Raw genomic sequence first — 12,472 nt, 5'->3', positions numbered from 1 at the left:
ACAATGACCGCTGGCCGAAATGAAGCCGATCTGAACGGCATCACCCAATTGGGCAACCAACAGACAAAATATCCGCAGGACTACGATCCGAAAGTACTCGAGACTTTTCCGAACAAGCATCCCGACAATGATTACTTTGTGAAATTCAACTGTCCCGAATTCACAAGCCTGTGCCCGATGACGGGACAGCCCGATTTTGCGACCATCTACATTTCCTACGTCCCGGGAGAAATCATGGTCGAAAGCAAATCGCTGAAGCTCTACCTTTTCAGTTTCCGCAACCATGGCGACTTCCACGAGGATTGCATGAACATCATCATGAAGGATCTGATCGCGTTGATGGCGCCGAAATACATCGAGGTGTGGGGCAAATTCACACCGAGAGGCGGCATCTCGATCGATCCGTACTGCAACTACGGAAAGCCTGACACCAAGTGGGCAGACGTGGCTTGGCAACGTTTGTCGCAGCACGATCTTTATCCTGAGAAAGTCGACAACCGCTAGATGGAAAATGGAAACGGGACAACACAAAAACAAGCCTTGGTCGTCTTTTCAGGCGGCCAGGATTCCACGACTTGCCTGATCCAAGCCATCCAAAAGTACGGCGCGGCAAACACAGTGGCCCTTTCCTTCAGCTATGGTCAACGCCACAGCATCGAACTGGAACGGGCGGCCTGGATCGCTAACGATCTGGGGGTCGAACACCACACACTTGACGCGAGCGTAATGGGCAAAGTCACGACGAACGCATTGATGGACGAGTCGCAGACAATCAAGGAAGCCGATAGCGAAGACTACCCGAACACCTTCGTCGACGGCCGGAACGCCCTGTTCCTGCTGTTGGCCGGCATTTTTGCCAAGTCAAAAGGCATCCGCATCATCATCCTGGGCGTATGCGAAACGGACTTCAGCGGCTATCCGGACTGCCGGGACGTGTTCGTCAAATCGATGAACGTGACCATGAACCTGGCCATGGATTACAATTTCAACGTCGAAACGCCGTTGATGTACCTGACCAAAGCGCAGACATGGGAGCTGGCGGATCAGTTGGGTTGCCTCGCCTACATCGAGGAACATACCCATACTTGTTATATGGGCACCCCCGGCGGTTGCGGCGAATGCCCATCCTGCAAACTCCGAAACGCCGGACTGGAAGAATATTTGAATAAATGATCAATACAAACAACCCGCTGACTATTCGGAAAAATCCGAACCAGTCCGCGGGCTGTTTTTTTGTTGTATGAATGAACGTACCAGACTCGCAAACTCACCAAATGTAGGGGATCAGGCGGTATTTGACGCGCTGGGTATAGGCTGTGTAACCGGCTAGCCCTGCTTTCAGCATCTCCTCCTCGTCTTTGATCCGCGCGATGATTTCGAGGCAACTCAATGCCATCGGAATCACGGCAACATAGGACCCTAGCATCAGCGGAATCGACAGATACAGGATGATGGACGCCGAATACATCGGGTGGCGGATAATCGAATAGAGCCCGGTATCGATCAACTGCTGCCCTTCCTGGATTTCGATGACGCGGGATGCATAGCTGTTCTGGGCGAATACGACGACCACCATCATATAGGAGAGCTCGAACACGATGACGCTGGCAACAATCAGCCAAATCGGGACATTGGACCACTGAAAACGGTAGTCCAATCCCGGCAGAAAAAAGCCCAGGAGCATGAATAACCCTGAAATTTGGACGATTTTACGTTGCTCTTTGCGCGGTTCCTTCAGGTTCATCCGTTTTTCCAGCAAAGCGGGATCCGTCCGCAGCAAAAAGGTGAGCGTCATGACCAAAGGGATCGCCAACGCCGCCAGAAAAAGCCAAGCCTGCCAATACCGGAAGCTCCCCGCAAAAGCGAACAGGAGTCCTCCGATCAGAAGCAAACCTGAAAAAAGACGGAACAGGACCAACCTTAGCAAATTGCGCCTTTCCTGCCGAACCTGCTTTCTATCCATGAAATCCATCCCCTATCTGACGTTTCGGCAATCGTTTCAAATCCATCGCTTCTTCCGCCAGCAAATCGGCCTTATCGGTCCGCTCCCATGGAAGATCCAATTCGGGTCTGCCGAAATGTCCATAGCAGGCAAGCTTTCTGTAGATTGGTTTCCGCAGAACGAAATCGCGGATGATTGCAGCTGGGCGCAGGTCGAAGTGCTTTTTGACCAATTCTTCGATCTGGTCTTCGCCGATGCTGGCCGTCCCGAAAGTTTCAACGCGGACGGAAACAGGCCTGGCCACTCCGATGACATAGGCTAGCTGTATTTCGCAGCTGTCTGCCAAGCCGGCAGCCACGACGTTCTTCGCCACATATCGGGCAGCGTACGCGGCGGAGCGATCGACTTTGGTCGGATCTTTCCCGGAAAAGGAGCCTCCGCCATGCCGCGCATAACCACCATAAGTATCGACGATGATCTTTTTACCGGTCCATCCCGAATCGCCGGCAGGACCGCCGATGACGAAACGACCGGTGGCATTGACGAAATATTTCGTCTGATCATCCAACAGCTCTGAAGGGATGACGGCCGGAATCACCTTCCGGAGCATATCCTCTCTGATTTGTTCCTGGCCGACCGATTCGTCATGCTGACAGGCGATTACGACCGCTTCGACCCTTTTGACCCGGTCTCCTGCATACTCCACGGTCACCTGCGTTTTCCCGTCCGGCCTCAGGTAAGGCAACTCCCCTGTTTTCCGCAGCTCCGAAACCTTCTCGGCCAACTTATGCGCCAACGTGATCGGCAGCGGCATCAACTCCGGCGTTTCCTTGCAGGCATAGCCGAACATCAGCCCCTGATCGCCGGCGCCCAATTGGTCCGCTTCATCGTCCGACCCGAGCCGTTTTTCCAATGAAAATCCGACCCCTGCAGCGATATCCGCTGATTGCCTGTCCAAGCCGATCAGGACGGAACAGGCCTTCCCATCGATGCCATAGTCGCTGTCCGTATAGCCGACATCCTGGATGATCGTCCGGACGATGGCCGGAATATCCACCATGCTGACCGTCGTTATCTGGCCAAAAACCGTGATCAAACCGGTGCTGGCGGAAACATCGCAAGCCACCCGCGCGAACGGATCCTCCTCCAGAATGGCATCCAAAATCCCGTCGGCTATCTGATCACAGAGTTTATCCGGATGCCCCTCCATGACCGATTCCGAGGTGAAAAATGTTTTTTTCATAATCTATCGCCTCTTCTTATTGATTGAGAAAATTATTTTTGCAACCCTGCACAAGCTCTTTCATCAACTTCATGTGAGCTTTATTTGAGCTTTGGACTAGGTCTCCGAAGGCGTGAAGGTTGCGACAAGATAACCGACCCCGAAAGGCCCTTCGTAGGAGAGCATTTCCGCTTCGTATGCCCTGCCTTCGAAAGCTCCCATCAGGAACAGGATGGAGCGCAGCCCGCACTCCGCCGCCCTTTCAAGGAACCCGGCATCCAACCGCAACAGCTGCGCGGCATCCTTTTCCTTGATGGCTTTGATCACTAATTTGTCAAACAAAGGCCCCGCCGAATGGTAGCCGTAGGGCCCCTCCGGCTTCAGCACATGCGACAAGTCCGCAGAGGCGATGATGGCTGTGCGCAGATCCGACTGGTCGCAAGCTTTCCCATTGCGTTTTCCCCATTCGTAATAGTGCTCGTAGGAAGGCTCCGTCACCAGGATCTTTTCCATTTCCAAGTTGGGAGGCAGTTGTTTGCCGAGATAATACAGCGGGACTTCATAGCCATGGCCTTCATGCGGCGAGATGATGAGCAAGCGGTCCGGTTCTGCGTCAGCTAGTCTTTTGCCCGCCGTCTCCAAAGCTGCCACTGTGCGTTTTACCCTTTCGATGTCCTTGCCGCCGATTTCGGGAATGATGAGCGGCGGATGCGGACTGATGACGCCAAAAACCAACATGAGTTTTCCCCCTTTTCTATATGTTGCCGATGTGCACGTGCAGCAATCCGTAGCTCTTTCCGATGGCCGCGGCTGTTTCCAGAGTCTCCATCGGCGTGATGGCTGTGTCCATCATTTTCCAACCCGGGAAGAAGCGGTTGACATGCCACGGCACTTCTTTGCCGACCTCCTCGGCGATGAAGCGCGCCATCCGTTCGAGTTGATCGACACGGTCATTCACGCCAGGCACAACGAGCGTGGCGATTTCGAGATGCACACCTGCTGCATGGAAATGTTTGATGGTGTCCAATACTGGCTGCGCTGTGCCGCCGCAATATTCTGTGTATACTTCGTCATCGGTACCTTTCAGATCGACATTAACGGCGTCCAGATATGGGATGATGGCATCCAATGTCTCCTTCGTCGCATAGCCGGCAGTCTTCCAGATATTCTTTAATCCCGCTTCACGGGCCAGCTTCATGGTGTCGAGCGCGTATTCGACAAAGATGATTGGTTCGGTATACGTATAGGCGATGGAAGGACAGCCGGCAGCCAAAGCCCGCTGCACATGCTCTTCCGGGCTGATGTCCTCCCCATAAATCGGACGATTCGGTTTTGATGCCTGCGAAATCGCCCAGTTCTGGCACCAGAGACAGCGCAGATTGCAACCAATCGTGGCAAACGAATAGGCTGTGGTGCCGGGAAGGAAATGATTGAGCGGCTTCTTCTCGATGGGATCGATTGCGACCGCGATAGCTTTCCCGTAGTTCAAAGCATACAGCGTCCCATCCCGATTCTCCCTGACTGCACAGATGCCCCGCTTGCCTTCCGCGATGACGCAATGATGCGGACAGACGCCGCATCTGACCCTGCCGTCCCCCAGTTTTTCGTACAACATAGCTTCCTTCATCTCATCAACCCCAATCATCCACTTCGCAAATGTCATCGCTTACACATATCTTACTGCATTTTTGTTCCACAATCCAAAATAAATGAGAAGGATCTCTGAAAAACTCAAAATGACTTATTCCAGTTAAAAGATTTTTTTTAACGCAAAAATAAAATAGCACCTGATTCATTTCGTATATCAAATCAGTAAATGTTTGGTTATAATTAGTAAATATAACCAAAAAAATTTACCATCCTATACGTAAGGAGACTATAAAATGAAATCAGAACTAGAAAAAATGATCGCCGGTGAACTTTATTTTTCCAGCAATCCGGAGCTTTCCTCGATGCGACACAGTTCCCGGGAAAAGATGCACCTTTTCAACAACGAAACGGATGCCCGCAAGCGCAGTGAACTGTTGAAAAATTGGTTCGGAAAAACCGGGGAAAATATCTATATCGAACCGACATTTTCGCTGGACTACGGCTTCAATATTTTTGTCGGCGAGAATTTCTATGCGAACTTCAATTGCACGATACTCGATACGTGCCCGGTCACTTTCGGGGACAACGTGATGATTGCGCCGAATGTCAGCCTCTATACCGCCACCCATCCGCTTGACCCTGTCGAACGGAACAGCGGCTGGGAATACGGCAAACCGATCACGATCGGGAACAATGTCTGGATCGGCGGCTCTTCCGTGATTGGTCCAGGTGTCACGCTGGGGGACAATGTCGTCGTCGGTATGGGCAGCGTCGTGACCAAATCCTTCCCAGACAATGTCGTGATTGCTGGGAATCCGGCGCGCGTCATCCGCCAGATCGAACTTACCGACCGGTAACAATAAAAACGATCGCACTCAGCATCCAGCTGACCGCGATCGTTTTTTCTTGCTTTCAACAACTACTTCTCTGTCTGTGCTTTTATCAGCAAGCGGTGGATGGCTTTATCGACCAGGGCGACCGGAAACCCGACGATCGTGTTGTAATCGCCTTCGATACTGGAAACCCAGAGTGCTGCTTCCTCCTGGATGCCGTATGCTCCGGCTTTATCCATCGGCTTGCCCGATGCCACATATGCTTTCACTTCCGCCTCCATCCGATCGTCCCACTCAAAGAAGCTGACTTTCGTCTCGGAAGCAAAGGTCTCTTCCTTTTCGCCCCATAAAATGCTGACGCCAGTCAGTACCGAATGGGTCTTGCCTGCCATTGCGCGCAGCATCGCATAGGCGTCGGCTTCATCAACCGGTTTGCCCAGGATCTTTTCATCCAACACGACCACAGTGTCCGAACCGATGACCATGGCTTCTCTGTTTTCGCGATGGATGACCGCCGCTTTTTCCCTCGCCAATGTTTCCACCAACTCTGTGGCAGTGTCCAGGAACGTTTCCTGTCCCGCTTCGGCCAGAACGTGTTCTTCTATCGCTTTTTCGTCGATATCCGCAGCCTGGACTGTGAAGTCCTTGATGCACAAGGCCAGCAATTCGCTGCGCCTTGGCGATTGACTCGCCAATATGATTTCCGGCTCCATTTGCTCGCCTCTTCCTTCTTCAAAATGCAGAATCATGTCATACCAAACGGCGTTTCCGTGCGTGGAGCCCGATCTACCGCTATTCACCAACCCGAATTTCTCGTAGTAAGGGATCTTTTCCTCTTTGCAGCACAGCGTCACGCCTTTTCTGCCCGCTTGCCTGGCCGCAGCGATCAGGGCCGTCAGCAGTTTTTCAGCGATTCCTTGCCTTCTGAAGGTCGGACTCACATCCAAGCCGAATACGCTTTGATAAGCACCCTCTGGATTATGCAAGGCGGCATCATGGTAGTGGGCATCCCGGATGATCGGCTCATCGATGACGGCGCCGTTCACGAATCCCACCAGTTCGCCCTCGACTTCGGCAACCAGGAAGCTCTCCGGGAACAGCTGCAGCCGCTCGCTGAGTGATTCTAGCGTTGCCGCCTCGGCTTCCGGAAAACAAGCATCCTCTATTATTTTCAATGCAGCCAAATCCTGCAGTTCAGCTTTTCTAATATTCACTTGCATCTTCATGATTCCTCCTTTACTCTCCATAGTTCATATTACCGACAAATCTTCGATTTTTCCAGAAAATTCCGTCTGCGCGCCCTCCCAGGGGAAAAAATTGTCCGGATTAGACAAACTGCCTCTCCCCGGCTGTGTCAGAAAGCGATTGCACAAACGGCAATTCGATAGTATGATGACGATAGATTGAATGAATATTCACTAATTCCATCATATTATATCCTAAAGGGGGGCTTCAAAATGAACAACATCGAAAATAAATGGATGCGTGCCGCGGTTCCGGCACTGCTGATCCACTGCAGCATCGGTACAGTCTATTGCTGGTCTTTGCTGAAGGGGGGCATCGCCGAATACATCGGCAGGCCGAAAGGCGAGGTCGAATGGGCTTTCAGTATCGCCATCTTCTTCCTTGGCATGTCGGCTGCCTTCGCGGGTAGGGTCGTGGAAAAGGATATCCACAAATCTTCGCTGATTGCGGCCGTTTGTTTTGCCGCCGGGATGGCCGGAACCGGATTTTTCATCCAACAGAAATCGCTGATCGGCATCTTTTTGACATACGGTGTCCTGATGGGTATCGGTTGCGGCATCGGCTATCTCTCGCCAGTCAAAACCCTGATGCTGTGGTTCAAAAACAATAAAGGCTTGGCCACAGGTATAGCGGTGGCCGGATTCGGATTAGCAAAAGTCATCGCCAGCCCGATCATCGAGATGCTTTTGGGTACGACAAACGCGGATGGTACGCTCGTTGACCCGACTCGGCTTTACAAACTGTTCTATATCCTGGCGGTTGTCTATTTCATCATGATGTTCCTAGGCCATCTACTGTTGAAAAAACCGGCAGATTGGGTGGAAGTGCCCATTCAGAAGAAGAAGGGTGAGAATATCCTCGACATCTTCAAGAACAAAACCTTCATCGGCATCTGGTTGATGTTCTTCATCAACATCACTTGCGGCTTGGCGCTCATCTCGCAGGAGAAGGATTTGCTGCACTTCATCGGCTTCGGTGCAGTCGGAGCGATAAGCTCATTGACGGCGCTCTTCAACGCAAGCGGCAGGCTTGGCTTTGCATCGTTCGGTGACCGGTTGAAAGACAGGAACACCATTTATATCTGGATTTTCAGTCTGTCTATCGCTGCTACGGCAATGACGCTTTTGGCGAACGGCATCAACAACGCAATCGCTCCTTTAGTCATCATCACGCTTTGTGTCATCAACGCCGGCTACGGTGGCGGCTTCTCCAGCCTTCCGCCATTGCTTGCCGACCGCTTCGGGATGGCGAGCATCAGCACCATCCACGGACTGGCTTTATCGGCTTGGGCTTTTGCCGGACTTTCCGGGAACCAATTGAGTGCCTTCATCATTGCGAGGACAGGTTCCTATAACACCGTACTTTACGTTGTGTTGGCTCTTTATGCGGTCGCGCTCCTTATCAGTGCTGTTATCTTAAGATCAAAACCGGATGCCATGAATAAGACGAGACATCCAGCCTAACAGAAAAATCCCGGAAGAGATCCATTTTGAATGGAGTCTCTTCCGGGATTTTTTACATTCTACTAAAAACTTCTTCGGCTACCATGACGCCGGCTCGGGCATCTTTGCAGTAGTAATCCGCACCGATGGCCTTGGCGTACTTTTCAGTCAGTACGGCTCCACCGACGAACACCTTCACAGGCAAACCAGCCTCGCGCAAGGCTGTGATCGTGTCCTCCATCGCAGTGACGGTCGTCGTCATCAACGCAGACAGTCCGACCAATTTGACTTGATGTTGCTTGGCGACCGCCACAACCTCCTCGATTGGAACATCCTTGCCCAGATCGATGACGTCGTAGCCATAGTTTTCAAGCAGCACTTTCGCCAGATTCTTCCCGATATCATGGATATCCCCTCTTACGGTGGCCATCACAATGGTTCCCTTCGATTCCAGCTTCTCATTGCCTGCAGCAAGTTTTGCGCGGATCGTTTCGAAGGCTTTGCCGGCCGTTTCGGCGGCGCGGATCAGCTGAGGCAGGAAGATGTTCTTCTGCTCATAGAGTTTGCCGACTTCATCCAATGCCGGCACGATGTGATCGTCAACGACAGCCAATGGCGTATTGTCTTTAAGCAGCGCGTTGGTCGCCTTCATGATCCCAGTTTCGTCGCCCTCCAAGAGCATTTCCCGGTAGGAACGGACCACGTTTTCCTGCTTGGGCCCATCGGATTTGACCACAGCTTTTTTGTTGTTGTAGTCGATATAGTCGATGGCACCTTCGTCTTGTCCTGACAGAACATTGAAGGCGCGCATCGTGTCGACGATTCCGTCGGCCCCTGGATTGATGATGACCGTATCCAATCCCGAAGTCAGGGCCATCGCAAAATAGGTACGGTTGATCAAGGCTCGGAAAGGAAGTCCATAGGAAACGTTGCTCAGTCCCAAAGTGGTCAACGCTTGCGTGTTTTCCTTGACCCAGCGCAATGCCTTCAGCGTCTCCATTACCGCTTTCTGTTGGGCAGCCGCAGTGAGCACAAGGCAATCCACCAACAGTCTTTCAGAGCCGATACCATAATCTCCCGCTCGATCGATCAGCTTTTGGGCGACCTTGGTCCGGCCGTCCGCGTCATCCGGGATGCCGGCTTCATCCAGACACAAGGCCACGACAAAGGCACCGTATTTCTGGACGATCGGATAAATTTCGGCCATCGAGGATTCTTTCCCATTGACCGAATTGACGATCGCAACACCGCTGTAGCGCCTCAAGGCTGCTTCAAGCACTTCCGGTTTGGTCGAATCGAATTGCAACGGTGCTTCCACCAGTCCGCTCATCCCATCGATGATTTTTGTCATGTAGTCCGTTTCGTCGATCATCGGCAAAGAGGTGTTGACATCCAAAACATCCGCACCTTTTTGGACCTGTTCAAAAGCGACTTTGATGGCCGCCAATGGATTGCCTGCCACGAATTGTTCCTTCAAAGCCTTGTTGCCTGACGGGTTGATCCGCTCACCGATGAGGGTGATCTGGCCGTCCAGGCAAACTTTTTTCTGCGCGGAACAAACGTACCGTTTCAAATGATTGACTTCCCTTTTCGCAAAAGAAGTTGATGCCTGTTGCAGATCGCGAATATACTCTGGTGTCGTGCCGCAGCAGCCCCCAATCACAGAAACCCCCAAACCGGCAAGCTCCTTCGCGACCTCAAGATAGTCCGCGGAAGTGACGGAATATTTGGCGACGCCCGCTTCCGTCACAGGGATACCGGCATTTGCCTGCACCATCACCGGCGTGTTCGTGAAGGCCAGAATCCTTTTGATGATGGGAATCAGTTCCTTTGGCCCCAATGAGCAGTTTACGCCCAGCACATCCACACCCAATGCATCCAAGGAGAGCGCCATGATTTCCGGCTCGGTTCCGGTCAGCGTATTGCCGTCATCCGTAAAGGTCATCGTCGCGAAGATTGGCAGGTCGCTGTGTTCTTTCGCAGCCAAAACGGCCGCGCGCATTTCTGCCAGATCCGACATCGTTTCGATGAGGACCAGATCAGCTCCGGCCGCTGTTCCAATCGTCACTTGTTCGCGGAAATAATCGTAAGCCTGGTCGAAATCAAGCAATCCGATCGGTTTCATCATCTTCCCTACCGGTCCGATATCAAGCGCTACTTGCGCCGCGGTCCCTGCCGTTGCCGCTTTGGCGATTTCGACTGCCGCAGTGATCACTTCCGTGACGGAGTAGCCCGTTTCCTTGAGTTTGTAGGCATTCGCACCAAAAGTATTGGTCGTGATGAACCGCGCGCCGGCTTCGACGTATTCCCTATGGATCCGGCCGATCAGCTCGGGATCCTCCACATTCAACGCTTCCGGATTTTGGCCGGCTTTCATCCCGTATGTCTGGAGCATCGTGCCCATCGCTCCATCAAAGAGAAGCAGCTCTTCTCCAACTTGTTTCCTGATATCCATTCCTTTGCCTCCTAGCTTAACTTCTGGCTGTGCAGCTGTCGTTCAGATCGCACGCGCTGCAGCTGGTGTTTCCGCAGCGATGGTTCTTGCCTTTGGAGGTGCCTTCCTCCAGAACGCCCAAAATCGCCACGATTGACTTTCTTGGCGTCATCAGCATCGAGTCCGTCAGATGGACCCCAATCCGCTTGTCGGACTGTAATTCCCCGAGCAGCGTTTTGTTGGTGGCCAAAGGAAGATCCCCGTATCCGGGCGCGTACCGGAAAGTCAATGCGGCTCCCGCTGGCAATTGGCTTTCGATTTCCTGCTGGCAACTGTCCGCGATCGTCTCGACGAATGCAGATGCACAGGCATCCGCGATCATGCCTAAGGTAGGCGACATCATCTTATTGCGCTCGATGAGGAGGTCCCCCTGCGCGCCTAACGTGCAGACCATGATGTAGACCTCCTTGCATCGCTTAAGCGTGCGGGTGATGCTTTTCCCTTCCAGCACCACAGCGGTCCCCTCCAGCGTGATCAATCCCTCAACTGAGTGGTCCAGGAGATAGTGTCCATAAGTCCATTTCCCATTGACTGCCTGCTCAAACTGGGCGGCGATGGCCTCCATATCGTTCCTTGTCCGTTCGTCCGGTTGTTTGTTGCCGAAGCCAAGGTACTTCGCGACCAGTTTCAGATCCGTCTTCATCTTTGCGGCTCTTTTCGGCAGACCGCCTTGCGGACACAGGAGATGTTCTCCATGATTCTTCTTGTCGCATCTGGCTTATTCATCGTGTAGATATGGACGCCATCCACCCCGGAAGAAAGCAAATCGATGATCTGATCGACTGCATAAGCGATGCCGGCTTCCTGCAGCGATGCCGGATCGTGTTCGTATCTATCAAGTATCCGCAGAAATTTCGGCGGCAGATTGCAGCCGGAAATTTCCTGGATCCGTTTCACCTGTTTGATGTTCAGGACCGGCAAAATCCCGGCGATGACCGGCTGTTCGATGCCGACAAGATCCAATTTCTCCTTGAACTGATAGAAAAGATCGTTGTCGTAGAAAAGCTGCGTGATCATGAAGTCCGCACCATGGTCCATTTTCCTTTTCAGATTTTTCAGGTCATCCACTTTGTTGATGGAATCGACATGCCCTTCCGGATAGCAGGCAGCTCCTATCGAAAAATCGCCTGCTGCTTTGATGTCGTCGATGAGCTCGGAAGCATAACGGTATTCCGGATTCCAATTCTTGTCCGCCAATTTTTCTTGCGGGATATCTCCACGCAATGCCAGGATGTTTTCGATGCCGCTATCCTTGATCGATGCCAGCGTCCGTTTCATGCCCTCTTTTGTCGATGTGCAGCCAGTCAAATGGGCGATTGATTCGATGCCGAAATCCTTTTTGATGCGCGATGCGATTTCGACCGTGTTGCTTTGGGCGGTCCCGCCAGCGCCGTAGGTCACGGAAATGAAATCGGGATGCAGGCCCTTCAGGTCTTGCAAAGTATCGAACACGGTGTCGAGGGAATAGCTGCTCTTCGGCGGAAAAATTTCAAACGAAACGGTTGGTTCCCCTTTGCTGATCATATCTCTAATCTTCATAATCATGTCCTCCTTCAATTTGTTCAAAGTGGCCAATTCCAAGCGCACTTACTTTGTGTACAATTGATCATGTCAGTTGATGACTTCCCGCAAGAAGTCATTTATTTCCAATAGTATGACATGGAATGAAGATATAGAGTAACACCAAAAAAATATATTTAGTTA

The 12,472-nt window shown here is 52.1% G+C and carries 11 protein-coding genes and 1 pseudogene; 4 read left to right on the top strand and 8 right to left on the bottom strand.

Annotated features, from left to right (window positions below):
- Positions 1–3: 3 nt before the first annotated feature.
- Complete coding sequence (queF, locus tag C7R56_RS00965) at positions 4–504, top strand: preQ(1) synthase (protein ID WP_107994770.1); 501 nt, start codon at positions 4–6, stop codon at positions 502–504.
- The gene (gene queC / locus C7R56_RS00960; protein ID WP_107994769.1) at positions 505–1,173 is read left to right on the top strand and encodes a 7-cyano-7-deazaguanine synthase QueC; all 669 of its coding nucleotides are present in this window, start codon (positions 505–507) and stop codon (positions 1,171–1,173) included.
- Positions 1,174–1,267: 94 nt separating this feature from the next.
- Here the strand turns inward: queC and C7R56_RS00955 are convergent, their stop codons facing one another.
- The 4 genes from C7R56_RS00955 to amrS all read right to left on the bottom strand — a co-directional run bounded on the left by C7R56_RS00955 (position 1,268) and on the right by amrS (position 4,827).
- A complete protein-coding gene (locus C7R56_RS00955) occupies positions 1,268–1,963 on the bottom strand; it encodes a methyltransferase family protein (protein ID WP_159072112.1) in 696 nt (231 codons plus the stop codon).
- Entirely contained in the window at positions 1,956–3,188 is a 1,233-nt protein-coding gene (gene metK, locus C7R56_RS00950; RefSeq protein ID WP_327229072.1) for a methionine adenosyltransferase, read from the bottom strand. The genes C7R56_RS00955 and metK overlap by 8 nt, the downstream gene beginning before the upstream one ends.
- A 93-nt stretch (positions 3,189–3,281) precedes the next feature.
- The gene (gene amrB, locus C7R56_RS00945; RefSeq protein WP_107994766.1) at positions 3,282–3,902 is read right to left on the bottom strand and encodes an AmmeMemoRadiSam system protein B; all 621 of its coding nucleotides are present in this window, start codon (positions 3,900–3,902) and stop codon (positions 3,282–3,284) included.
- 16 nt (positions 3,903–3,918) lie between these two features.
- Positions 3,919–4,827, bottom strand: coding sequence for an AmmeMemoRadiSam system radical SAM enzyme (gene amrS / locus C7R56_RS00940; RefSeq protein WP_199902955.1), 909 nt, complete (start codon positions 4,825–4,827; stop codon positions 3,919–3,921).
- A 220-nt stretch (positions 4,828–5,047) separates the two neighbouring features.
- Between amrS and C7R56_RS00935 the strand changes: the two are divergent.
- A pseudogene (locus tag C7R56_RS00935) lies at positions 5,048–5,596 on the top strand (sugar O-acetyltransferase); the annotation flags it as partial.
- A 77-nt stretch (positions 5,597–5,673) separates the two neighbouring features.
- On the opposite strand, the gene C7R56_RS09040 reads toward C7R56_RS00935, so the two are convergent.
- Positions 5,674–6,807, bottom strand: coding sequence for a Maf family nucleotide pyrophosphatase (locus tag C7R56_RS09040; protein ID WP_199902954.1), 1,134 nt, complete (start codon positions 6,805–6,807; stop codon positions 5,674–5,676).
- A 246-nt stretch (positions 6,808–7,053) separates the two neighbouring features.
- Between C7R56_RS09040 and C7R56_RS00920 the strand changes: the two genes are divergently transcribed.
- The gene (locus C7R56_RS00920; RefSeq protein ID WP_199902967.1) at positions 7,054–8,295 is read left to right on the top strand and encodes an OFA family MFS transporter; all 1,242 of its coding nucleotides are present in this window, start codon (positions 7,054–7,056) and stop codon (positions 8,293–8,295) included.
- Between the two features lie 52 nt (positions 8,296–8,347).
- On the opposite strand, the gene C7R56_RS00915 is transcribed toward C7R56_RS00920, so the two are convergent.
- From C7R56_RS00915 to metF, 3 genes are read right to left on the bottom strand one after another with little or no spacing between them, the layout of a single operon-like run.
- Complete coding sequence (locus C7R56_RS00915; protein WP_107994762.1) at positions 8,348–10,729, bottom strand: homocysteine S-methyltransferase family protein; 2,382 nt, start codon at positions 10,727–10,729, stop codon at positions 8,348–8,350.
- Between the two features lie 16 nt (positions 10,730–10,745).
- Positions 10,746–11,411, bottom strand: a complete 666-nt coding sequence (locus C7R56_RS00910; RefSeq protein ID WP_107994761.1) for a vitamin B12 dependent-methionine synthase activation domain-containing protein — start codon at positions 11,409–11,411, stop codon at positions 10,746–10,748.
- Positions 11,408–12,307: a methylenetetrahydrofolate reductase [NAD(P)H] gene (gene metF, locus C7R56_RS00905; RefSeq protein ID WP_107994760.1), complete on the bottom strand. Its 900-nt coding sequence runs from the start codon at positions 12,305–12,307 to the stop codon at positions 11,408–11,410. The genes C7R56_RS00910 and metF overlap by 4 nt, the downstream gene beginning before the upstream one ends.
- Positions 12,308–12,472 lie beyond the last annotated feature (165 nt).

This window comes from Trichococcus paludicola, assembly GCF_003052295.1.
GTDB classification, from domain to species: domain Bacteria; phylum Bacillota; class Bacilli; order Lactobacillales; family Aerococcaceae; genus Trichococcus; species Trichococcus paludicola.
This window is presented reverse-complemented; position numbering and strand designations above follow the sequence as displayed.